This is a genomic window from Micromonospora sp. NPDC048830, from assembly GCF_043198215.1.
Taxonomy (GTDB): domain Bacteria; phylum Actinomycetota; class Actinomycetes; order Mycobacteriales; family Micromonosporaceae; genus Micromonospora.
Genome location: NZ_JBICUP010000001.1, coordinates 203,846 through 226,195 on the forward strand (window position 1 = coordinate 203,846; position 22,350 = coordinate 226,195).

Below are 22,350 nucleotides of genomic sequence, written 5' to 3' on the forward strand. Positions count from 1 at the left end.
TTGATGACGGAGACACAGGCGAAGTCGGGGAACAAGGGGACCTCGGCCAACCCGGTCGACGAGGAGGCCGCCGGGAAGGGCAGCGCGGCGGCGACCGGCCGCGCGGCCGTGGGCCGGGCGACAGTCCCCGCCGACGCGCCTGCCCCGAAGTTCACCCGGGCCCCCGGCATGGCACCCCCGCCGGACAAGCCCGGCGACGAGTCGGCGAGCGACAGGGCCGAGACGGCCGGCGTGGACAAGAGCACATCGGCGACCGCTGCGGCCGGCCCGGTGGGCGGCGCCGCCGGTCCGGCCGCGACCCAGCCGATCAAGGCCGGCGCTGGTCAGGCGGCCAGCGCCGCCGTCACCGGCACCCTGCCCCGGGTGGGCGTCGGAACGGCCAAGCCGCAGCCGGACGGTGCCAGGCCGACCGGCACGGGCACCGCCCGTCCCGCCAGCGGCGGCGGACTGCCAGCGGGGGTTCCCAACGCGGCCGCCGTCGGGGCCGCCCGCGTGGGTGAGGCGGTACGCGCCGCGCGTACCTCGGTCAGCTCGGCCGCCTCCCGCGGGCCGCGCCGGGCCCGGCTGAACCTCAAGCGGATCGACCCGTGGTCCGTGATGAAGTTCGCCTTCGCCGTCTCCATCGTGCTGTTCATCGTGGTGGTCGTCGCCACCTCGGTGCTCTACCTGGCGCTGGACGCGATGGGCGTCTTCGAGAGCGTCAACAAGAGCCTGACCGACCTGGTCAACGCCAGCGCGCAGGGCAGCAGCGGCGGGTTCCGGATCACGGCCAAGGGCGTGATCCTCAGCTCCGCCCTGATCGGCCTGGTCAACGTCGTCCTGTTCACCGCGCTCGCCACCCTCGGCGCGTTCGTCTACAACGTCTGCGCCGACCTGGTCGGCGGGATCGAGCTGACGCTCGCCGAGCGCGACTGACCGCAAGTCGACGCCGGGGAACCGTAATGCGGTCGCCCCGGCGTCGGCTATCCGGGTACGTTCGTGGTGGTACGGGCGCGAGAGGCGCCACGGGACCCCGATTTGGGGCCGGCCGCGGCGATGGGTTAACCTTGCTCGTCGCCATGCGGGGCTATAGCTCAGTCGGTTAGAGCGCAGAGCTGATAACTCTGAGGTCGCTGGTTCGATTCCAGCTAGCCCCACCGCACACTGGTCCGACGGCTTTCGAGCGCAAGGGGTTGCCCCATGGTCAAGAAGCTCCTGATTGTGGCCGGCCTGCTCGGCGTGGCTGCCCTCGTGGCCAAGAAGATCAAGGACTCGAACGACGAGCGTGCCCTGTGGCACGAGGCGACGACGGCGCCCGACCTGCGCTGAGCGTCCCTCGGACTGCCAGATCCACGGCGGCGTCGTCCGTCATCGGGGCCCTAGCTCAACTGGCAGAGCACTGCCTTTGCAAGGCAGGGGTTAGGGGTTCAAGTCCCCTGGGCTCCACCAATATCGCCTCTGACCTGCGGCGGAACATCCCGCAAGATCGTTGGGACCACATCGGGACCACATTACCGATGGTCCCGGTGGCTGACAGCGGCCCGCAGCACGTCACCCACGACACCGCGCCGACGCTCTCGGCGTGGCCAGAAATGGACGTAGGTCTCCAGGGTGATTTGCAGCGTGCTGTGCCGCAGCGCCCGTTGGACTTCCTTCGGGTCCACGTGGTTGGTGATCAGCGTTGTGGCGAAGAAGTGCCGCAGAGCGTGAAAGCCACCGTGTTCCTTCGGCCAGCCCGCTTTCTCCCGCCACTTGACCCACTCAGCCGACCAGGTACGGTCGGTGAACGGGTTCTTGTGGGTCGTGGTGAACAGCAGTGGGACGCGGCGGCGCACTGGGTTGCCCGAGGTTACGTCGATCATTTCGACCTCGGTCGGTGGGTACTCCTGCACGTGGCGGCGGAGCGCGGAAGCGACCATGGGGTCCAGGTCCACTGTGCCGGACGAGCCGCCCTTGGGCGCACTGAGGTAGAAGCCGCCCTGGTACTCCTGCGGCGCGTACCGCAATTGCTGGACGATGTGTAGCTCCTCATGCTCCGCGTCCAGGCAGCGCGGCCCGTGCTCAAAACCGAGCGCCTCACTGATTCGCAGACCCGCGCCCGCACCGAGCCACAGCAGCCCGTGATAGCGGTCGGGCACCGCATCGAACAGGCGAAGCACGTCGCTCTCATCGGGCACCCACTTCGGCGCCCGACTGAGTCCCCGGAACACCTGTGACAGCTTGATCCCATCACACGGGTTGTCCGGGATCACCTTGTCCGTGACCGCCGCTCCCATGATCGCGTCGAACAGCTCGAAGTACAGACGCAGGCTGGACTGAGGCACACCCGCCCCGAGACGTTGCGCCAGCCACAGCAACACATCGGTCTGGGTGATCGAGCGGACGAGGCGGTTGCCGAACTCCGGGACCAGGTGCCGCCGCACGTTCGACTCGATGCGTCGCCGAGTCTCCAACGCCCATCCGATGTTCCGGGCCAGACGCCAGCGGTCTACGTACACCGCGAAGGTGACGTTCCGCTCGCCCTGGTCCAGCTTCACTTCCGGCGCACTGCCGGTCCGGGCAGCAAGGTCGAAGTCTTCGGCATCCTTCTTCCGTTGGAACACCTTGTCCCGCGTCTCACCGGCGGCATCGACGTACCGGACCCGCCACCGTTTGCCCCGGCCATACTTCCCAGACTTGACCCTCTCGCCGTCTGGACCGGGGGTGCTCAGGTACCAAAGATCATGGACCGCCACGTCAGCCCTCCCGTTCCATGACCCACGCCCGGACCGCAGCCGGGTCGTAGCGGAGGTGACGCCCAACGCGCGAAGCACGCGGCCCAGTGCGGCGGTGACGCCACTGATAGAGCGTGCCGACCGGGACACCCAGGAACGCCGACACGTCCTGCACAGTCCAGAGCGGCTCGATTGTCGGCGCGGTCATCGATCCTCCAAAGGGGTCGCAGTTGCCGAAACATCGGGCGGGTCGGCGGCGGCGCGTCTTGCGGCGTCGAGTTGGGTGCGCCATTGGATGCGTTCGGAGATGGCGCGTAGGACGCGGTGGCCGATGGGTGGCACGTCGGGGTCGGTGGGCCGGGCGAGTTCCCAGGCGTGCCGGACGGTGTCGGAGCCGGCCGGGGCGGTGTCGGCGTCGGTGGTGACGCCGAGCAGGGCCTTGACCCACTCCCGCCGGTCGGCCCGGTGATCCGAGAGGGTCTTGCCGGACCACTGCCGAGAGATCAGGACGCGCCGGCCGCCGATGCCGAGCGTGTCGCGCTTGTGGACCTTGTTCTTGCAGTTGCCCGGTCGCAGCCCGGGGCGGGCCTTCTTGGGTTGGACGCCGTAGAGCAGCCAGTTGGCGCACCGCTCAGAGCAGGGCGTGTGCCGGAGTTCCTGCCAGAGCCGTTCCAGGTGTGCACGTTGCCGGCCGGTGGTCACCTGGTGGCAGTCCGCGGCTTGCTTGGTCAGGTACTTGGTGATGTAGCCGACGCACCGGTCGGCGTCCTTGGTGCCCGCGAGGACGCCCTTGGCGTCGACCTGGACGCCGAAGCGGACGACGTGCACGGGTTCGGCGTCGGGGTCGGCGTCGACCAGGTCCAGGGCGTCATCCCACGACGGCAGCAGCTCCCCGCTGTCCGGGTCGGTGTAGCCGCCCGCGTCGGCGTCCCACTGCGGCGCGTTGGCGGGGGTGTAGACGAGCTGGTCGACGGGCGGCCACCACACCTGGTGGTAGGTGGCGGCGGCAACCTGGCGGATCAGCGCGCGGGGGATGGTGCCCCGGATGGCGAAGTGCGCGTGTGGGGCCAGCCGCCGCTGCGGCTCAACCGCGCCCGCGTACTGCACGTTCCAGCCAACCGCCCGGCGCAGGTTCTGCCAGAACCGGTCGAGCAGCCGAGGAAAGTGCACTGCGTCCCACGCAGCCCGCCGGTAGTCGTAGGCGTCCGGGTCGACGGGGGTGCCATCGGTGTGGACGCGGCCGTAGGAGCCCAGGGTGAGGGTGAGGAACATCGACGGCCGGAACACCTGCCCGCCGTGCCCCTCGTACGTCCGCCCCACGGTTCGGTTCTCGACGGGGAGGCGGGGCAAGTCGGGGGCGTCCTGCCGCCGCTTGGTCGACCGCACCCGCCGCTTGCCGTCGCCCTGGTCCTGGTCGTCATCCGTGGCGTGCGGCGGGGCAGGACGACCGCGCATGCCTTCGGTGGTGATCTGGCCTTCCAGCTCCCCGATCGCGTCGTCCAAGTCCACGACCTGATCCCACTGCGACGCCCGAGCGGCCTCATCCCGGGCGAACTCCAGGTGAGCCCGAGCCACGATCAGCGCCCGTTGCGCCTCGGTGGCGGGGGTAGGTCCGGGGTCGGGTTCGTCATCCCGGTGCCAACCCTCCCGGATCTGCTGCTGCCGCAGCTTCCGTGCCCGCTTCGCGCAGGCCGGGCACTTGGCCTCTTGGGTGGCGCCGCAGGGCATGTCAACGACTTCGGTCTGCCCGGAGTCGAGGTCAGTGCGGCGCAGGCTGACCGGTCGGGTACAGACGCCGTAGTCGGCCGCCAGGTCCGCCACGACGTCGACGGACCGGGGCATGAGCATGCGGGCGGCCCGGGAGCCCGGCCTCGGCTCCACCGGGTCGGTGGTGGGGACGAGGCCGGGCAGCGGGGTGATAGTCATCGGCCCACCTCCGCCATGGCGGGGGTGAGGTCGCGGACGCGGACGGCGGGGCGGGGGTCGGCGGTGGTGTGGTCGTCGCGGTGCGGGTCGAACACCGCCACCCCGGCCCGGGTCGTCTTCGCCCGGTACATCGCGGCGTCAGCGTCCGCCAGGGCGGCGGCGAGGCCGGCCGGTCCGGTCGGGGCGAGCCCGATGCTGGCGGTCACCGCCACGGTGATGCCGGAGGGCAGGCGGACGGGTGCGGCGATGCCGGCGGCAATGCGGTGGGCAGCCGCGGCCGGATCCCGGTCGCAGATGAGGGCGGCGAACTCGTCCCCACCGAGCCGGGCCGCCACCCCGTGCACGTCAGCGAGCCGGCGGCCAACGGCGGTCAACACGAGGTCCCCGGCGGCGTGGCCGTGGGTGTCGTTGACCGGCTTGAAGCCGTCCAGGTCCACCACGATGGCCCACGGGCGGGCGGGGGCGAGCTGGTTCCACGCCTGGGTGAGCCCGGCGCGGTTGGCCAGGCCGGTGAGCGGGTCGCGGGCGGCGGCGCGTTGCAGCGCGGCCAGCTCGTAGCGGACGACGTAAAGGCGGTACTGGTCCCAGCAGAACAGGGCGAGGCCGGCGGCCAGGAGCAGACCGGAGACAAGGGCGTTATTCATCGGGTGACCTCCCTGGTCAGCGGGGTGTCGTTGTGGCGGACGAAGGCGGTCGATGGGACCGGGGCGAGCGGAGCCGGGGCGAGCGGGGCCGGGCGGGTCGGCTCGACGGCGACCAGGTCGACGGGCACGAGGGCCGGCGGGACAGGAACGGCCGGCGGCGGCTCGACGGCCGGGGCAGCCGGCTCGACCGGCTCAGCCGGCGGGGCGGGTTCGGTGACGGGCGGGGCCGGGACCGGCATGGGGACCGGGGCCGGGGCGGGGGCGGTGGTGAGGACGAGTTTGGACAGGCCCATGAATGCCAGCGCGGGTACGGCCGACAGCAGCCACCCGGACAGACCCGGCTTGGCCACGGCGAGCTGCGCCGCCAGGGACAGGGCAACCGAGGCGATCAGCAGGAACATCGGGTAGCCGATCGGCCCGTCCGTGCGGCGTCGGCGGCGGATCGTCAGCAGCGCGGCTACCGGCACCAGTTCGGAGATGACGGCGTTGGCCCAGCCGAACCACTCCCCCGTGCCGGTCGGGGAGTTGTCGAGGGTCCATTCCTTGACGTGGGTGAAGGAGGCGGCCCCGGCGAAGCCGGCGACCAGGAGCAGGATCACGACCAGGACCAGGCCCTCAACCCGCTTCGTGCGGGTGGCGGCGGGATGCGGCTTCACGCGGCACCGTCCACGACTTCGCCGTCGATGACGCGCAGCCGGCCGTAGGTGTGGGCCATGTCGCGGATCTCGTCATCGGACAGGTAGGAGAACCGCACCCGCATCGGTGTCGGGTCACCGTCGATCACGACGAAGCCGACGCCGGGCAGGCTCTGGGGGATGCGGTCGCACAGTGCGCCCCGGTCCCGCATCCCGTCGCCAAGGACGAGGTCGACTTGGGCGGCTTCCGCCAGGCGCAGGCCGATGCGGGTGGGGAACAGGTCCCGGAACGGCAGCACCTCCTTGCGCGGGTCCTGAATCGCCGCGACGACGTGCACGCCCACGGCCCGCCCTTGGCTGAGGAGGATGGACAGGGCCGCCTTGATTCGGTCCTTCAACTGGCGGTCGGTCAGGTAGGCGGTCAGGTTCGCCAGCTCATCGATCACCAGGACGATCAGCGGCTCATCCGGGGTGGGGGTGTGCTGACGGGTCCGCCCCCGCAGGTTGGCCGCCCGCTGGCGGGCTACGGTGGCGGCTTCCTCGATCAGCTCACACATCGCCGCGTAGTCCTTGCAGGCGAACCGGGCGAACATCGGCGCACCGACGCCCAACTCCATGCCGCCTTTCGGGTCGAGCCCCCAGATCTGCACCAGCCCGGAGGTGACCCCGGCGGCGAGGGACCGGACCACGGACCAGATGACCGAGCCCTTGCCGGAGCCGGTGGCGCCCACGACCAGGACCTGAGTGCCGAACAGGCGCAGCGGGTAGCCGTTGCCGTCTTCCTGCCGGCCGACCGGGAGGGCGGTGAACTCCGGCACTGCTGGCACCGGCAACGGCCGTACCACCCGGGCCAGCGGGTCACCGCGGTACAGGTGCAGCAGCACCACATCGGGCCGGGGACCGGGGACAGCCTTGACCTGCCGGACGCCGAACGTGTGCGCCAGGCGTTCCGCGACCTTGGCGAAGTCGTCGGGGATCTGGCCGGTCACCATGCGCACCGTCACCACGTCCACGCCGGCCGTGCAGCGGACCCGCTTGAGGACGGGCAGGACGGTGTGGGAGTCGAAGGACACGGCCAGGCGGGCGGTGACCATCGCGGCGTGCCAGTTCCGCCGGTACGACCACCGCCGGTACCGGGCCAGGGCCGGGTACCAGGCGAATCGCAGGAACGATGACCGGTGCCCGTACCACCAGCCGGCGGCAGCCGACCCGATACCGCCCACGGTCAGCGCGGGACCGGCCCAGCCGTACCGGGCGTACAGCCAGGTCAGGCCGGCGGCCGGGACGGTGACGTACCAGTAGCGGCCCGCCAGGACCGTCATGCGGCCGACGGCCTTGACGCCCCACCACGACAGGGCCAGCCACAGGGGGATGCGGATGATCGGGGTTCGCAGGTTCAGGGGGGCTTCCTCGATCCGCTGGCCACGGATCACGTTCACCAATGGCACGGCTCAGCCCTCCACCTTCGCGGCGGCGAACAGGGAGCCCTGCCCCGGCGAGCCGGCACGACGCACCACCCGGCGGCGAACCGGACGCACCGGACGGGCCGGTATCAACGCGGCCAGGTCCACCGGCCCCGACTCCGGGGCGGGAACGTGACGAGTCATGGTCGGCAGCCATCGGCCCCGACCGAGCACGGCCCGCAGGTCGACGCGGTCGGAGACGTGCGGGGCGATCAGGTCCGGGTCGAGGTGGCGCAGCTTCACCACCGTCCGCGCCAGGGCAGCAGCGGCGGCGGCAATCTCCACCAGCGCGGCCACGCGGACGGCGTCGGCGGGGATCGTGGTGTAGACCTCGCGGGCGGCCCGGATACCGGGGCTGGCCAGGCGCATCACGGTCCGGCGATGGGTCTTCATCGCGACCACCTACCAGCCGCAGCCGACGCGCACTCGGTGGCGCAGGCGAACACCTGACCCACCCCCGGCAGCACACCCACCGGGACCATCGCCGTCGACTGCGCCCCGCAGACCACACACGCGAAGCCGTCAGCTTGCGCGGGGGTCAACCCCCGGGCGGTGTCGCGGTCCGTACCGCGCGCGTTGTTCGATACCGTGGGCATCAGCCCAACTCCTTTCGAGGAGATCGAGGTGAGACGCGGGGCGGGAGTCGACTTGGCGGAAGAGGCCCGCCCCGCGTATCCAGATCTGGTCAGGCCGCCTGCTTGATCGCGGCTTCGGTCATGGCCCCGGCGCGGATCGACCACGCCTGACGCGCGCGGCACTTCCCCGAGCCCTTGCACCGCTGCGAGTCGACGTAGGGCGTGAGGGTCACGTCGGAGAAGGTCACCGCCGGCGGGTAGCCGGGGATCTTCGACGCCGGCGGAACCGGCTGCACCGGCGCGGCGATCTTCACCTTGACTTCCTTCGACCCGCCGAACTTCCCGGCCTCGGGATCCAGGTCCAGGACCTTGACCACCCACAGGCGCTCGCCCGTGTCCTTGTCACGCGCCTGGTCGTCGCCCTGGCCGCGCTTGTCGAAGTCCGTCACCGGCTCCACACCCAGGCACAGCGCCCCGTGCGGGAAGACGTAGTCGAACGGAACCGGAACCTTGATCGTGTTCGGGATAGCCATGCCCCTGACCTCCTGTTGTCCCCGGACGTATGCCGGACCCGACGAAGTTTGCTAGTTCGCTAGCAAACTTGCGATTGAGGTTAGCCCATGGATCGAACGGAGGGCAAGAGGTTTGCTGACAAACCTGCGAAGATGCAGTCATGGAGCCACGCCCCACAGTCGTCCCGCCGCCCATACAGCTGCGGATCGCTGACGACATCCGTATGCAGATCGAGCGCGGCGAACTGAAGCCGGGAGCCTCACTGCCGACACTGGCCGAGATGGCCGACCGATGGTCATGCTCTGTTGGATCCGCCCGCGCAGCGGTCGCCCTACTCAAAGCACAGGGCCTCATCAGTAGCGGACGCGGCAGAGCGCCCGTGGTCCGGGTTCCACCGCGGAAGGTGATCCGTTCGTCAGAGCGCCACCAGGTCGAGAAAGACCTTGCTGCCCGTCCCCAGGCCGAACGCGCCACCGTTGGCGAGGCCGAAACCAACCACAACATGCAGATCAGCGAGCAGAAGTTCCGCTCCCGATACGACCAAATCGAGGCGGGACCGAACCTGGCCGCCCTCTTCCGGATCGAGCCGACAGACCCAGTGTTGCGGAGGCGCTACGACTCGACTGACAGCGCCGACCTGCTTCTCTCGTCAAGCGTCTCCTACATGCCAATCGCGCTCATCAGCTCGAACCCCGCGCTTCTTGACGAGGCCAACGAGCCATGGCCAGGAGGAACCCAGCACCAGCTTTCGACGGTCGGCGTCGAGATCATGACCATGATTGACGAGGTGACGGCCCGAATGCCGACCACCGTCGAGGCGCAACTATGGGGATTGCCCGATGGCGTTCCCCTCATCCTCTGTCGCCGGATCTCCCTGGATGCCAACGAGAGAGTCGTCGAAGTCTCCGACGCCGAGTACCCAGCCGATCGGACCGAACTCCGATTCGTCACCCCACTCAAGCCCTGGCCCAAGCGCGGTAAGCCGTCTGGGCGGCAAGGAGGAAGATCATGACGGTACGACTGAGCGCGCAAGATGAGCGGTTCCTGACGAGGGCAGTCGAGATCTCCCGGCACGCGCTGGAGGACGAGGGAAAAACGCCGTTCGGTGCCATCGTGGTCATCTCGGGAGAGATCGTCGGTGAAGGCACCAGCAGCGTTATCGAGCTACGGGACCCAACCGCACACGCCGAGGTCATGGCGTTGCGCGACGCTGGCCGCAACCTCGGACGGCATCTGTTCGAAGACGGCGTCATGTATGCCAGCAGCGAGCCTTGCCCCATGTGCCTCATGGCCTGCTACTGGGCACGTATCCCCCGCCTAATCTTCGGAGCGAGCAGCTACGACGTAGCGACCTACGGTTTTGAGGATCTCCAGCTCTACCGAGAGGCCGCCCTGCCCGCCGAGCGCCGGTCACTGCGCGAAGAGGTTGCCGAAGGAGCCCTCCGAGACCAAGCGGTTGACGTGCTGCGCAAGTGGGCGGACATGCTGCCGTCCCCGGTCGTACCCAAGTTGTGACAAGGCTGCAGCCGAGGCCCACACATTGCCGAATTCCGCTCTATTAGATCAAGGCGGCCCGCAAAGCGGGCCGCGCCGGCCCGGCCCCGGCCTGCTGGCGACCTCCGGCCGGCATCGGCCGGGCCGGCCGGCCACGCTGGCGGAGCATGAAGGGCATGAAGGGCATGAGGGGCTGAGGCGGGACGATCGCCGTCGGGGCTGCTCGCCGTCGAGGGCGGGGCGATCGGCTGCCGCGCAGCGGAGCTGCTTGCCCCTGGACTCTCGTGGGCGCTGTCCGCAGTTCGATGACGACGAGGACCAGGGCGTGACCCATCCCCCGGGTGCCCGATCCTCTACGCCACCCGCCCGGCGTCAAGGGCGCTGCGCGTCGGCACGCCGATGGCCTACGGCCACCCTTGACCCCGACCGGGCGCCGCAGTCTTTGGCACCTATCCGGGGGGATGGGGACAGAGTGGCGTCCGTTACGGCCTGCACGGTCGGGGCTGCAGAAGTTATCCACAGGCGCTGTCTCCCCGTGTCCACAGGCTGTCCTGAGGTTCGTCCACCGCTGCGGTCGACCGCTGTCACTAGTTCGCCTTACGCTGCCCCCGCAGCCGAACGGCGGCAAGCACTCGCGTTGAGAAGGGCCTCCGGGAATCGCCGGCCAAAGCACCCCCGGAGGCCAGGATCGGCGTTCGTGCTCTGTGACAGCAGATGCAGGAGGTACCGAACCGTGCCGAGCGTACGTCGCGAGAACCGAGGAGCCAATGAGGCATCTCCCGGTGGGACCAGGTTGCCGCTTCGTTGGGCAGTGATCCTCGCGGTCTCAGCAGCGGTTGGCCTCGGCGTCGGGCACACTGCTGGCTTGGTCCCAGGCATGACCGTGGGCATCGCCCTGGCGGGCCTGCTGCACAACGTGATGGCCTAACGCGGATGTCGGCTTGGCTGTACAGCCATTTGTACAGCCAAGCCCGACGACGGCCATGGTCCCAGAGCGACGGTAGGCGACACGTCGAGCAGGTCAACGGCAGTCATCGACGGTGGCCGACAGCAGTCTTGATCTTTGCAAGGCAGGGGTGGGCCGGGCGGGAGCGGCAAGATCATCGGGACCACATCGGGACCACCTGAGGTCGCAAACAGATGTCAGGCGATGCCAGTCGACCGGAGGTAACAGCAGGTCAGAGACCGCTCATACGTCCGACGTTCCATGATCGCGTTTTTGGGGTTCAAGTACCCTGGGCTCCACCAGCATTTTTGGCCGACGTTGCCGCCGTTGTTGGATGGTCAAGGGCGACGTCGGACGCGCTCACGCGGTCTGGGCCGCGCTGGATCACGGCGCCTACTACCTTACCGCCGAGCCGCACCTGGCCCCGTCGGTAATCCCCGCCGACATGGTCCACCCCATCCCGGCCGACGACATCTGACCTCGGGCCCCCGCCCCGTTGGCCCGGCCGCAGGGACGGGTCGACGGCACGCCGGACAGACGACGTCGGCCAGCCCGGCACAGCGCCCGGCACGGCCGCGCACGCGGGGTCCGCTGAGGATCTGACCCGTCAGGCCGACGACAAGCGGGCATGACGAAGCCGCCCCCTGTCCGGCCCGAAGGCCACGCAGGGGGCGGTGTCGGCGTTGTCAACGTGTTGGGACTCGGGGGAGTTGGAGTGTGCTGGGTGCTGGGGGGCTGTGCGCCGGTGTTGTGCTCAGGCCGCTGTGGCCAGGCCGGTGACCTGGTTCCAGACGGTGAACGCCATCAGGAGAAGGTGTTGATGGCCTGATCGAAGTTCAGGCGGGACAGCCCCGCGGTGGCGCAGTCGACGTTGGGAGTGACGAGGCCCGCGACGAGGGTGACGGTGTCGCCCTGCAGGGTGCCGCTGGTGATGATGGCGCTGCCGCCCAGGGTCGCGGGGTTGGCGGGGTCGGTCTGGAGGGTGATCTCGTCGTCGCTGGTGGTGCCGTCGGACCAGGTGATACGTCCGGTGCCGGTGAGAGTGAACAGCAGACTACAGATGCCGCCACCGCCGACGCCGCTCACCGTGGCGGTGCCGTTCATCACCTCGTCGTACCAGTCCAGCTCCGGGTGGCTGCCGTTGGGCGAAAGACAGGGCGTGGGGCTGTTGGTGGAGACATGGGAGGTAACGGTCGAGGTGACGCCGGGCCGGAGCGGCGGCTCGAACAACACATAGCCCGCGGAGTCCGTGCAGAGCAGGTCGCCGAGGGCGGCCTGGGCGGGGGCCGGGCTCACCACGACGGCCGTAGCCGCCATAGCAAAGATGGCCATCAGGACGGCACCACGGTGACGGGAACGGCTGTGGATGGATGTCATGCGGGCTCCTTGCCCTCGCAGATCCGGCGCCACCGCCGCGATCCAGGGGCGGCAGCACCGGCATGGCGTTGTCAACTCGATTCGACAACGTCGGGTGTCGGCGGTCAACCCTTCCCGTGGTGCGGCTGTCTGTCGGTGCGGTCGATCTCGATGGCGATCGGTGGGCCGTCGAGCCGCTGACACACCACGTCGAGGTGGCCCGGCCGGTCGGGGTGCGGACCGGGTAGGTCGGCGATGCTGGGCACCTCGCGTCGGACCCGCCACCCGTGCTCCACATCCCAAGCCACGACCCGCCGGGTCAGCTCGGCCGTAACCCTGCGGCGGACCAGTTGCTGAACTCCAGCGGCGCCAGGTAGCGCTCCAGCGATGCCGCCGCCCGCCTTGACCGCTCCGCAAGGTCCACACTGGAACGATACGGCTCCGCCCCGACAACGCCGTCTGGCTACGCAGAGGCGGAGTTTTTCGGCGGCGTCGGTATCCAGCGGACAGCGCCATGGGCTGGCGGAGGGACGCGGACGGGGCGGCCCCCGGCACGGCCCGCGGCGCGGCACGTTAGCGTCGGGGCGTGAGCACCACCGGAACCCCGCGCGTCCTGCCCGTCGACGGCGGCATCGCCGAAGCCGCCTCCGTCCTGCGCGCGGGAGGGCTCGTCGCGTTTCCCACCGAGACCGTCTACGGGCTGGGTGCCAATGCCCTGGACGCCCACGCGGCGGCCCGGATCTTCGCGGCGAAGCAGCGGCCGAGCTTCGACCCGCTGATCACGCATCTGGCCGACGCGGCCGACCTGGCTTCCCTGGTGGGGGCGGTGCCTCCGGCGGTCGCCGAGTTGGCCGCGCGGTTCTGGCCGGGGCCGCTGACGTTGATCGTGGACCGTCCCGCCGCGATCCCGCACATCGTCACGTCGGGGCTGGAGACGATGGCCGTACGGGTGCCGGACGAGCCGTCCGCGCGGGCGCTGATCGCCGCGGCCGGGGTGCCGGTGGCGGCGCCCAGCGCCAACCGGTTCGGTCAGTTGAGCCCCACCCGCGCCGAGCACGTGGTGGCCGGGCTGGGTGCGGCGGTCGACGTGGTGCTCGACGGCGGGCCGACCCGGTGCGGCATCGAGTCGACGATCGTCGACGCCCGGGAGGGGCAGCCGGTGGTGCTCCGGCTGGGCGCGCTGCCGGTGGAGGCCCTGGTCGAGGCAGTCGGTCCGGTGGCCGTACGGCCGGGTAGTTCGGGCCAGCCGGTGGCGCCCGGCACGCTGGCGGCGCACTACGCCCCGCGTACCCCGCTGCGGGTGGTCGAGAAGGCGGAGTCGGCGGCCGGCGACGGCGGCCGACGGGGCGTGCTGGCCTTCCGGGAGCGGCCGGCGGGCGGTGCCTGGGCGGCGGTCGAGGTGCTCTCGCCGGAGGGTGACCTGACGGTGGCCGCGGCCCGGCTGTTCGACGCCCTGCACCGGCTGGACGCGGCCGGGGTGACCGAGATCGTGGCCGAGCGGGTACCGGACGTCGGGGTGGGGCGGGCGGTCAACGACCGGCTGGGCCGGGCGGCGGCCACCTGGCGTCAGGGCTGACGACGCCGGCTCGGGGCGGCGCCGCACGAGGGCTGACGCCGGCCGGACGGACCACGCCGGCCGGACGGACCACGCCGGCCGGACGGACCACGCCGGCCGGACGGAGCGCTGGCCGGCGGGCGCCGGGCGGGCCGGGGCGCGCATGGGAAGCCGGGGTCGGGGTAGGAGGAACGGCAACAAACCCCCGGAAGTGAGGTGTGATGCCAATGCCGACCGCGCGCGACATCATGACGAGCGACGTGGCCTGCGTACGCGAACAGGACGACCTGCGGACCGCCGCCCGGCAGATGGCCCGGCTGGGGGTCGGCTCGCTCCCGATCTGCGGCGACGACAACCGGCTCAAGGGCATGCTGACCGACCGTGACATCGTGGTGAAGGTGCTGGCCGAGGGCCGGGACCCGGCGCATGTGACGGCGGGCGAACTCGCCCAGGGCGAGGCGGTGACCATCGGCGCGGACGACGACGCCGCGGAGATCCTGCGCACCATGGGCGAGCACAAGGTACGCCGGCTGCCGGTGATCGACGGGCACGAGCTGGTCGGGATCGTGGCCGTCGCCGACGTGGCCCGGTCACTGCCGGAGCGGCCGGTGGGCGACCTGATCGAGGCGATCTCGGAACGCTCCTGACGGCGGAACAAGGGCGCGCGCATCTGACCGCCAGGAGGCGCGCGCCCGAGCCGCAGCACGGTGGTGGCGGTGCCGATGAACGTGACACCGGGCTGCTCCGTCAACTTTCCCACCTCCGGGTGAGGCGTTACCCGGGATCAGCGGGCGCATGCGGCGGGTCAGGAGGTGCCGGAGGAACGGGGAGCCCTTCCCTGCCGCCGGGCCCTTCCCTGCCGCCGGGCGCTTCCCTGCCGCCGGGCGCTTCCTTGCCGCCGGGCGGCGGCAGGCGCTCCAGGAGGCGGGTGAGGGCGCCGTTGGCGAACGTGGCGCCGAGCGCCGACCCGGTGGCGATGCCCCAGCCGACGGGCCCGAGCGGGGTGCAGCCGAAGAACTGGCTCACCCCGGGCGTCTGCACCACGGCGGCCAGCACCCCGATCGACGCGGCCGTGGAGGCGAGCACGGCCGGGCTGGTCCCGCCGGCCAGGACGGTCTGCCCGAGCTGGGTGCCGACGAGCGAGGCGAGCGCGATCGTACCGGCGCGGCGCGGCCGGCTGCCGGTGTATCGGGCGAGCGTCCAGCCCGCCGTCGCGCCCAGCGTGGTGGACGCCGCCCGCAGCCCGATCTCCCGGGTTAGCGACTCGCCGAGCGAGGTGTCCGGGCCCTCCCGCAGCAGGTCGTCCATGTGGTCGGAGGCGGGCGGCCGGATCGCGATGGCCAGCGCCGGGGCGAGGTCGGTGAGCAGGTTGACCAGGAGCAGTTGCCGCCCGGTGAGCGCGGACCGGCCGGTGGCGGCCGCGCTCAGCACGCTGAACGCGATCTCGCCGAGGTTGCCGCCGACCAGGATGCTCAGCGCGTGCCGGACGGACGACCACATGGCCCGCCCCTCGACGAGCGTCGCGATGATGGTCTCCAGCCGATCGTCGGTCACCACCAGGTCGGCGGCGGCGCGGGCGGCCGGGGTGCCCCGCTGGCCGAGGGCGATGCCGACGTCGGCCAGCCGGATCGCCGGGGCGTCGTTGGCCCCGTCCCCGGTCATGGCCACCGTGCGCCCGACCTTCTGCAACGCCTGGATGATCCGGACCTTGTGGGCGGGGGTGCAGCGGGCCACCACGTCGGTACGGGCCAGCCGATCGGCGAGCGCGTCGTCGTCGAGGCGGTCCAGTTCGGTGGCGGTGGCCACCCGCTGGCCGTCGTCGGGGCTGATGGTGGCGGCGATCGCCTCGGCCGTCGCCGGGTGGTCACCGGTGATCATGATGGTGTGCACGCCGGCCTGCCGGATCCGGCGGACGGCGGGCGCGGCGGACTCGCGTACGCCGTCGGCGAGCGCCAGGAAGCCGACGAAGACCAGCCCGGTGACCTCGTCGTCGGCCACCGTTGCCCCGCTCACGGGGCGCTCGGCGACGGCCAGGATGCGGTGTCCGGCCCTCGCCCGGTCGGCGAGCATCCGGTGCAGCTCGTCGCGGCCTGCGTCGTCCAGCGGCTCGTCGCGGCCGTCGACCCCGCGCCGGGCGGCGCAGCGGGGAACCACCGTCTCCGGCGCGCCCTTGACGCTGAGCAGCAGCCCGTTCCGGGGCCGCCCGGTTGTGGCGTGGTAGCCCCGGGACGGCTCGAACGGTAGGCCACCCACCGCGCGCCACCCGTCCGCGCCCACCTGCTCGTCGATCCCGGCGGCCAGGGCGCCCCGGCGGACCGCCCGGTCCGTCTGTTGCGGCAGCTCGTCCGGGTCGTCCGCCGCCGGGGTGGCGCGCAGTGCCGCGGCGAGGGTCAGCCGTGGCGGCCCGTCCAGCTCCTCCGGGCCGGCGTACCGGGTGCCGGTGGAATCACCGACGCCGGCGAGCCGGAGCTGTCCCTCGGTGAGCGTGCCGGTCTTGTCGAAGCAGAGCACGTCCACCCGGCCCAGCGCCTCGATGGTGCGCGGGTTGCGGACCAGCGCGCCGTGCTCGGCCAGCCGCCGGGCCGCCGCCAGTTGGGCGGCGCTGACCAGGAACGGCAGCCCCTCCGGCACGGACGCCACCGCCAGGTTCGCGGCGGTCGCCGCGGTCTCCGCCAGCGGTACGCCGCGCAGCAGGCCCGCTCCGGCCACCGCCACGGCCGACCCGGCGGCCAGTGGGATCGCGGCGTTGGTCAGCCTGCCGAGCCGGGCCTCCACCCCGCCACGCGGGGGCGCCTGCCGGGCCATGGCCAGGCTGCGGCCGGCCTCGGTCTCGGTGCCGGTGGCGACCACCACGGCGGTGCCGTGTCCGGCGGCGATCGTGGTGCCCTCGTACACCATGGAGTGCCGGTCGGCGACCGCGGCGGCGACCACCGGCTCGCTGGTCTTGCCCACCGGCAGCGACTCGCCGGTCAGCGACGACTCGTCCGTCTCCAGCCCGTCCGCGGTGAGCACGCGGCAGTCCGCCGGTACGGCGTCCCCGGGGCCGAGCACGATCACGTCCCCCGGCACCAGGTCCTCGGCGGCCACCGTCCGCTCCCGCCCGTCCCGGCGGACCAGGGCGGTGACCGCCGAGCGGGACAGCAGCTCGGCCAGCGACCGTTCGGTGTTGCGCTGGTGCACCGCCCCGATCAGTGCCGAGCCGGTCACCACCCCGCCGACGAGGGCGGCGTCGACGAGGGAGCCGAAGCTAGCGGAGAGCACCGCCCCGGCGGCGAGCACCGGCGTGAGCGGGTTGGCCAGCTCGTCGACGAACGCCCGGAGCAGGCCGGCCGATCCGGGCGCGACCGCAGTGTCGCCGCCGTGGCGGCGTTCCGCCTCGGCCGAATCGAGCCCGTCGGCGTCGGAGCCGAGCCGGCGGAGCACCGCGTCGGCCGGCATCAGGTGCCACGCGGTGACCGCCGGCGCCGGTGACTCGGCGTGGTGGGGCAGCCGGCCGGCGCGCCACACCCCGTGCAGGAAGGCGAGGGCGGCGGCCCCGTTGACCGCGGCCAGCGTCCGTCCGGGGAGCAGGTGCGGGGGCGCGGTGAACGCGTTGAGCGCCCCCAGGCCGGTCCCGGCCATCGACAGCCGGATGTTCTGGGCGGTCATCCGGCGGGCCACCCCGGCCGCCTCGATGATCAGGGCGGGGACCCGCAGGTCGGTGCCGACGAGCAGGTGCGCCCCCCAGGGCGGCAGGTCCTCCGGTCCGGCCAGCCCCAACCCGCAGTCGGACGCGCCGAGCGCCGCCCGGTCGGCGGAGAGCAGCATCACGACGGCGCCCTGGCGCTGCAACTGCCGTACGGTCTGGGCGAGCCGGGGGCCGCCGGGCAGCACGGCGTCGGCGAAGCCGTACCGGCGGTCGTCGTCGCCGGCCACCACCAGGCGTAGTCCGGCGCGCCGGGCGGCGGCCGGCAGGGCGTCGACCCCCGGGGCGGGCTCCGGCTCCACCCGCAGCAGGGCGACCAGGGTGTCGTCGTCGGCGAGGCCGAGCAGCAGGCCGTCGCCCTCGCGCAGCCGCCGGCTGTCCGGGGTGTCGCCCGGGTCGGTGGCGTCGATCTCGTCCAGCGGGCCCAGCTGCCACCCGTCGGCCCGGTGCACCCGGTCGGGGGCGTCCGGGTCGAACAGCGCGAAGGCACGGCCCGCCACCTGCCCGGTGTCCGCCCCGGCCAGCGGGGCCAGGTCGGCGAGCACGCCCCGCTCGGAGCCGAGGACCGCCGCGTCCAGCACCACCGTGTCGATCCGGTCCAGCTCCCGTAGCACCCTGCGGTCCATGGCGACGACGCCGCGCCTGGCGAGCATCCGGCCGAGCTGGGCGGCGTACCCCTCGCGGCCGCTGCCCGGGGCCTTGGGCAGGCTGGACAACGCCACGGAGGCGGCCCGTTTCGCGCCCACCACGGGGATCGCCGCCGCGCCGGCCGCCGCGCCCGCCGGGAGGACCCGGGTGGCGTACCGCTCGGTCGGGCCGTCCGGCTTCGGGACCACGCGGGTGGCCGCCGGGGCGCGCGCGACTGCCCGGTCCGGGTCGCCCGTGAGCCGGGGCTCGGCCTTCGTCCAGGCCGCGAGCTGGGCGTGCGCCTCGCCCCACTGCACGACGCGCTGCGCGCCGTCCAGCACGATCCCGGCCCAGCCGCCGGTCAGCCCCTGCACGACCGCCTCGGCGAGGGGGAACAGCACGTCGGCGCGGGGATCGGCGCGCAGCCCCCGGTCGGCCAGGGCGTGCAGCTTCGGGTGCAGGTCGACGGCGCCGAGCAGCCCGGCCACCTCCCCCGGCACGGGGGTCAACGGCAGGATGCGCATCGCCGCGGAGATGGTCAGGCCGAGCGCGTCCGAGGCGAGCCCGCCGAGGGTACGCGGGGTGCGTGGTCCCTCCTCGGGCGGGTGCGGGGGCGGGATCTCCGGGTTCGGCTCGTGCTCGCAGGTCTGTTCGGCCCGGGCGACGGTGGCGATCAGGTCGCGCAGCCTCGGCTCCGGCGGTTCGACGGCCACCACCACGCGGCCGGAAGGGGCGTTCACCCGGGCCCACGCCACGCCGGGCATCCGTTCCAGCGCCGCCTCCACCTGGCGCGCCAGCTGGTCCCCGCCCTGCTGGCAGACGCCGTGCACCTCGATGTGGTGCCGGCCGTCCCGGGATCTCACCCGGCGCCGGGTCAGCCCCGCCGCGTGGGCCAGCCGGGTGGCGGCCGAGCCGGCGGTACGCGACGCGTCCCCGAGGAGGCGCGGGACGGCCCGGGACGCCTCACCGGCCAGGTGCGGCACCGCCACCGACGGCAGCAGGCGTCCGGCCATCCGGCCCAGCAGGGTCATCGAGCGGTACGGCCGGGGCGTCGCCGGCCAGGCTCCCCGCTGCCGCCGTTGCTCCCGCCGTACGCCATCTCGCCTCCCACGCTCGGTCCCGGCGGCCTGCCTTCCCGGGCGGGCGTCCGTTATGCCTCCTGTGTGGGGGAACTTTCCGCCGGCGGCGGGGCATGTACGCGGCCAGCGGTGGAACCCGGACGACGTCATCGACAGCGCGGACGAATCGGGGAGGCCGGAATGAGCGTGATCACGCGAAACCTCAGCGACGCACGCGAGATGATCAAGACGTACTCCCGTCGCGTCGAGGTGCCGGTGCTGGGTGAGGTGGCCGTGCCCCCGCCCGACAAGGTCGCCTACTACGCCGGGCTCGGGGTGCTCGCCGCCGTCGGGGTCATCGAGTGGCCGATGGCCCTGGTCATCACCGCCGGCCACCTGCTCGCCGACCAGCACCTCTCCGGGCTGGCCAGGGGACTCGGGGACGCGCTGCAGTCGGCCTGACGGCCCGGCCGAGCCCCGTTCACCTCTGGGAGTTGACCTCAATCCGGGTTCAGGTTGCAGGCTGGGTGCATGCCGATCGAACTGCTGAGGTCCGAGACCGCGAGCCAGGAACCGCGGCCCCGCGGCGACCGCCCCCGTCGGGACGTCCACGGGCCGGGTCCGGCCTGGGCGTCCCATACGGCCGGTCGCCGGTGACCTCCGCCGTCGCGCCCCAGGCCGCGCCGGAGCACCTGTTCGCGCCGCGGCTGCGGGCCATGACGGTCGGCGTGGTGGCCCTGGTCTCGTTGCTGGCCTTCGAGGCGCTGGCGGTCGGCACCGCGATGCCCACCGTCGCGCGTGGCCTCGACGGGCTGGCGCTGTACGGGCTCGCCTTCGGCGGGGCGTTCGCGTCGGGCGTGCTCGCCATGGTGGTCTCCGGCATCTGGTGCGACGTGCGGGGCCCCCGGCCGCCGGTGTGGCACGGGGTGGGCTGGTTCGTGGCCGGGCTGGTCGTCGCCGGGACGGCGTCGACGATGGGCATGCTCGTGCTCGGCCGGGTGGTCCAGGGGTTCGGCTCGGGCCTGCTGTCGGTGGCGCTGTACGTCGTGGTGGGACGGGTGTACCCGGAGGCGCTGCACCGCCGGATCTTCGCCGCCTTCGCGGCGGCGTGGGTCGTACCGTCGCTGGTCGGCCCGGCGCTGGCCGGGCTGGTCGTCGAACACCTCGGTTGGCGCTGGGTCTTCCTGGCGGTGCCGGCGCTGACCGTCCCGGCGGTGCTGCTGATCCAGCCCGGGCTGCGGACCGTCGACCCGCCCGTCGGGGTCCGGCTGCCGGCGGGCGCGGCGGCCCGGATCGGCTGGGCCTGCGGGGCGGGCGCGAGCGCCGCTCTGCTGCACTACGGGGGGCAGCAGCGCGGCGCGCTCGCGGTCGGCCTGGTCGGGGCGGCCCTGGCCGGGCTGCTGGGCTGCGCCCCGCGCCTGCTGCCGGCCGGTTTCCTGCGGGCCGGCCGGGGCCTGCCGACGGTGGTCGGGCTGCGCGGGCTGGCGTCCGCCGCGTTCGCCGGCGCGGAGGTGGTGATCCCGCTGATGCTCTCCCGGGAGCGCGGGCTCTCCCCGACGGCCGCGGGCGTGGTGCTCACCGTCGGCGCGCTCTCCTGGGCGGCCGGGTCCTGGCTCCAGGGTCGGCTGCCCGCCCCCGGCTCCGTCCCGAAGGACGGCCGACGCTGGCCGCCCGCACCCCGCTCGGCCGCGACACTGGTGCGTGCCGGGCTGGCCTGCGTCGCCGTCGGGACCGCCGTGGTGGCCCTCGCGGTGCGGCCGGAGGTGGCGGTGCCGGTCGGGGTGCTCGGCTGGGCCGTCGCCGGGTTCGGCATGGGGATGCTGTACCCGTCCCTGTCGACGCTCACCCTGGAGCTGTCGGCGCCCGGCGAGCAGGGACGCAACAGCTCCTCCCTGCAACTGTGCGACTCGCTGTTCGCCGCGACCGTGCTGGCGTTGGTCGGCGCGGTGCTCGCGATCGGGTCGGCCCCGGGCCCGGGCAGCTACACGGCGACCCTCGCGCTCGCGGCCGGCCTGGCCGCCGTCGGCGTCCTGCTCGCCGGCCGGGTACTGCCGGCCCGTGTACGGGGCGGCGTGGCCTGACGGGCCGGCCACGGTGCCCACACCACGGCGGCCGTGGTCCGCGCCGGGGACGGACCGCCTCGCCGACTCGTACGGGGGAACCGGCCGGAAGTGAAAAGTTTCCCCGTTCATGTTCGGCCTACGGTGACGCCATGTTCGTCTTCGTCACCACCGTCATGCTGTACGTCTTCGGTTTCGTCTTCCTCTACGGGGTGATCCGGATCGCCGTCCGGCACGCCTGCGAGGACCTGGAGGTCCGTCGCGCCCAGATGCTGCACGACGAGCGCAGCGCCGCCGCCGACGACCGGTCGTTCACCCGGGCGAACCCGTTCGTCACCAACGGCTGAGCCCGGCTGCTGAGCCCGGCTCCTGAGCCCGGCTCCTGAGCCCGGCTGCTGAGCCCGGCTCCTGAGCCCGGCTCCTGAGCCCGACCGTCGAGCCCGGCTCCTGAGCCCGACCGTTGGACTTCGGGGCCTCCCGCGAGCGGCCGACCTGCGCTGGTGCGAGGATCGCACCCGTGATGGGGACGCTGAAGACCGAGCCCGCCCGGACCCGACTCGACCTGCTGGCGCCGCCGGTCGCCGCCGCGATCGGGCAGTGGCCCGTCGACGCGCCCGTGCATGTCGACGACGTGCTCGTCGCGCCGATCGACGCGGAGCTGGCCGACACGGCCGCGTTCTGCGCCGCGTACGAGGTGGGGCTGGACGTGTCGGCCAACTGTGTGGTGGTCGCCGGCAAGCGGGAGGGCGAGATCCGGTACGCGGCCTGCATCGTGCTCGCCACCACCCGCGTCGACGTCAACGGGGTGGCCCGCCGGACGTTGGACGTCCGCAAGGCGAGCTTCGCGCCGATGGCCGACGCGGTCGAACTGACCGGCATGGAGTACGGCGGGATCACGCCGATCGGGCTGCCCGAGGACTGGCCGATCCTGGTCGACGCGCGGGTGATCGCCACCCCGCACGTGATCGTCGGCTCCGGCGTACGGCACAGCAAGATCGCCCTGCCCGGGCCGGCGCTCGGCGCGCTCCCCGGCGCCCGCGTGGTGGAGGACCTGGCCAGGCCGGTCTAGGCAATTGTATTGATCGATGCTGTTGCACGTGAAACATCGCGCCGGCCGCCC

The 22,350-nt window shown here is 72.6% G+C and carries 23 protein-coding genes and 2 tRNA genes; 13 read left to right on the forward strand and 12 right to left on the reverse strand.

What is annotated here, in order from left to right; all coding sequences use genetic code 11:
- Positions 1-3: 3 nt before the first annotated feature.
- From ACGFIZ_RS00950 to ACGFIZ_RS00965, 4 genes are all read left to right on the forward strand, one after another.
- Positions 4-915: a DUF3566 domain-containing protein gene (locus tag ACGFIZ_RS00950; protein WP_393414176.1), complete on the forward strand. Its 912-nt coding sequence runs from the start codon at positions 4-6 to the stop codon at positions 913-915.
- A gap of 147 nt (positions 916-1,062) precedes the next feature.
- A tRNA-Ile gene (locus ACGFIZ_RS00955) sits at positions 1,063-1,136 on the forward strand.
- A 43-nt stretch (positions 1,137-1,179) separates the two neighbouring features.
- Positions 1,180-1,308 carry a DLW-39 family protein gene (locus tag ACGFIZ_RS00960; protein ID WP_347670870.1) on the forward strand — a complete coding sequence of 43 codons (129 nt, stop codon included), beginning with the start codon at positions 1,180-1,182 and terminating at the stop codon, positions 1,306-1,308.
- Positions 1,309-1,352: 44 nt separating this feature from the next.
- A tRNA-Ala gene (locus tag ACGFIZ_RS00965) sits at positions 1,353-1,428 on the forward strand.
- A gap of 62 nt (positions 1,429-1,490) precedes the next feature.
- Here the strand turns inward: ACGFIZ_RS00965 and xerC are convergent.
- From xerC to ACGFIZ_RS01010, 9 genes are all read right to left on the reverse strand, one after another.
- Entirely contained in the window at positions 1,491-2,582 is a 1,092-nt protein-coding gene (xerC, locus tag ACGFIZ_RS00970) for a tyrosine recombinase XerC (protein WP_393414849.1), read from the reverse strand.
- A 133-nt stretch (positions 2,583-2,715) separates the two neighbouring features.
- Positions 2,716-2,901, reverse strand: a complete 186-nt coding sequence (locus ACGFIZ_RS00975; protein ID WP_393193418.1) for a helix-turn-helix transcriptional regulator — start codon at positions 2,899-2,901, stop codon at positions 2,716-2,718.
- Positions 2,898-4,619 carry a replication initiator gene (locus ACGFIZ_RS00980; RefSeq protein WP_393414179.1) on the reverse strand — a complete coding sequence of 574 codons (1,722 nt, stop codon included), beginning with the start codon at positions 4,617-4,619 and terminating at the stop codon, positions 2,898-2,900. Before ACGFIZ_RS00980 ends, ACGFIZ_RS00975 begins: the two co-directional genes overlap by 4 nt.
- Entirely contained in the window at positions 4,616-5,263 is a 648-nt protein-coding gene (locus ACGFIZ_RS00985; protein ID WP_393414182.1) for a GGDEF domain-containing protein, read from the reverse strand. The genes ACGFIZ_RS00980 and ACGFIZ_RS00985 overlap by 4 nt, the downstream gene beginning before the upstream one ends.
- Positions 5,260-5,919, reverse strand: a complete 660-nt coding sequence (locus tag ACGFIZ_RS00990) for a DUF2637 domain-containing protein (protein WP_393414185.1) — start codon at positions 5,917-5,919, stop codon at positions 5,260-5,262. Before ACGFIZ_RS00990 ends, ACGFIZ_RS00985 begins: the two co-directional genes overlap by 4 nt.
- Entirely contained in the window at positions 5,916-7,346 is a 1,431-nt protein-coding gene (locus ACGFIZ_RS00995) for an FtsK/SpoIIIE domain-containing protein (RefSeq protein ID WP_393414189.1), read from the reverse strand. The genes ACGFIZ_RS00990 and ACGFIZ_RS00995 overlap by 4 nt, the downstream gene beginning before the upstream one ends.
- 3 nt (positions 7,347-7,349) lie before the next feature.
- Positions 7,350-7,754, reverse strand: coding sequence for a hypothetical protein (locus tag ACGFIZ_RS01000; RefSeq protein ID WP_393414192.1), 405 nt, complete (start codon positions 7,752-7,754; stop codon positions 7,350-7,352).
- Positions 7,751-7,957 carry a hypothetical protein gene (locus ACGFIZ_RS01005; protein WP_393414195.1) on the reverse strand — a complete coding sequence of 69 codons (207 nt, stop codon included), beginning with the start codon at positions 7,955-7,957 and terminating at the stop codon, positions 7,751-7,753. The genes ACGFIZ_RS01000 and ACGFIZ_RS01005 overlap by 4 nt, the downstream gene beginning before the upstream one ends.
- Before the next feature lie 89 nt (positions 7,958-8,046).
- A complete protein-coding gene (locus ACGFIZ_RS01010) occupies positions 8,047-8,469 on the reverse strand; it encodes a hypothetical protein (protein WP_393414197.1) in 423 nt (140 codons plus the stop codon).
- 140 nt (positions 8,470-8,609) lie between these two features.
- Here ACGFIZ_RS01010 and ACGFIZ_RS01015 point away from each other — a divergent pair, with 140 nt between their 5' ends.
- The 3 genes from ACGFIZ_RS01015 (at position 8,610) to ACGFIZ_RS01025 (ending at position 11,367) form a co-directional block, all read left to right on the forward strand.
- Positions 8,610-9,461, forward strand: a complete 852-nt coding sequence (locus ACGFIZ_RS01015; RefSeq protein ID WP_393414200.1) for a GntR family transcriptional regulator — start codon at positions 8,610-8,612, stop codon at positions 9,459-9,461.
- On the forward strand, positions 9,458-9,964 hold the full coding sequence (locus ACGFIZ_RS01020; protein WP_393414203.1) for a nucleoside deaminase: 507 nt from the start codon (positions 9,458-9,460) through the stop codon (positions 9,962-9,964). Before ACGFIZ_RS01015 ends, ACGFIZ_RS01020 begins: the two co-directional genes overlap by 4 nt.
- A gap of 1,259 nt (positions 9,965-11,223) precedes the next feature.
- Positions 11,224-11,367, forward strand: a complete 144-nt coding sequence (locus ACGFIZ_RS01025; RefSeq protein WP_393414206.1) for a hypothetical protein — start codon at positions 11,224-11,226, stop codon at positions 11,365-11,367.
- A gap of 326 nt (positions 11,368-11,693) precedes the next feature.
- On the opposite strand, the gene ACGFIZ_RS01030 is transcribed toward ACGFIZ_RS01025, so the two are convergent.
- Both ACGFIZ_RS01030 and ACGFIZ_RS01035 read right to left on the reverse strand, forming a co-directional pair.
- Positions 11,694-12,221: a hypothetical protein gene (locus tag ACGFIZ_RS01030; protein ID WP_393414209.1), complete on the reverse strand. Its 528-nt coding sequence runs from the start codon at positions 12,219-12,221 to the stop codon at positions 11,694-11,696.
- Between the two features lie 149 nt (positions 12,222-12,370).
- Positions 12,371-12,553 (reverse strand): hypothetical protein, encoded by a 183-nt coding sequence (locus ACGFIZ_RS01035; protein ID WP_393414212.1) that lies wholly within the window; start codon positions 12,551-12,553, stop codon positions 12,371-12,373.
- Positions 12,554-12,858: 305 nt separating this feature from the next.
- On the opposite strand from ACGFIZ_RS01035, the gene ACGFIZ_RS01040 reads away from it, so the two are divergent.
- Both ACGFIZ_RS01040 and ACGFIZ_RS01045 read left to right on the forward strand, forming a co-directional pair.
- Positions 12,859-13,821 (forward strand): L-threonylcarbamoyladenylate synthase, encoded by a 963-nt coding sequence (locus ACGFIZ_RS01040; RefSeq protein ID WP_393414852.1) that lies wholly within the window; start codon positions 12,859-12,861, stop codon positions 13,819-13,821.
- A gap of 206 nt (positions 13,822-14,027) precedes the next feature.
- Entirely contained in the window at positions 14,028-14,447 is a 420-nt protein-coding gene (locus ACGFIZ_RS01045; RefSeq protein WP_393414215.1) for a CBS domain-containing protein, read from the forward strand.
- A 127-nt stretch (positions 14,448-14,574) separates the two neighbouring features.
- Here the strand turns inward: ACGFIZ_RS01045 and ACGFIZ_RS01050 are convergent, their stop codons facing one another.
- The gene (locus tag ACGFIZ_RS01050; RefSeq protein ID WP_393414218.1) at positions 14,575-19,143 is read right to left on the reverse strand and encodes an HAD-IC family P-type ATPase; all 4,569 of its coding nucleotides are present in this window, start codon (positions 19,141-19,143) and stop codon (positions 14,575-14,577) included.
- 228 nt (positions 19,144-19,371) lie between these two features.
- Between ACGFIZ_RS01050 and ACGFIZ_RS01055 the strand changes: the two genes are divergently transcribed.
- The 4 genes from ACGFIZ_RS01055 to ACGFIZ_RS01070 all read left to right on the forward strand — a co-directional run bounded on the left by ACGFIZ_RS01055 (position 19,372) and on the right by ACGFIZ_RS01070 (position 22,299).
- The gene (locus tag ACGFIZ_RS01055) at positions 19,372-19,632 is read left to right on the forward strand and encodes a hypothetical protein (RefSeq protein ID WP_347666415.1); all 261 of its coding nucleotides are present in this window, start codon (positions 19,372-19,374) and stop codon (positions 19,630-19,632) included.
- Positions 19,633-19,823: 191 nt separating this feature from the next.
- A complete protein-coding gene (locus ACGFIZ_RS01060) occupies positions 19,824-21,251 on the forward strand; it encodes an MFS transporter (RefSeq protein WP_393414222.1) in 1,428 nt (475 codons plus the stop codon).
- A gap of 131 nt (positions 21,252-21,382) precedes the next feature.
- The gene (locus ACGFIZ_RS01065) at positions 21,383-21,577 is read left to right on the forward strand and encodes a hypothetical protein (protein ID WP_393414225.1); all 195 of its coding nucleotides are present in this window, start codon (positions 21,383-21,385) and stop codon (positions 21,575-21,577) included.
- Positions 21,578-21,750: 173 nt separating this feature from the next.
- The gene (locus ACGFIZ_RS01070; RefSeq protein ID WP_347666440.1) at positions 21,751-22,299 is read left to right on the forward strand and encodes a YbaK/EbsC family protein; all 549 of its coding nucleotides are present in this window, start codon (positions 21,751-21,753) and stop codon (positions 22,297-22,299) included.
- The last annotated feature ends 51 nt before the right edge of the window (positions 22,300-22,350 follow it).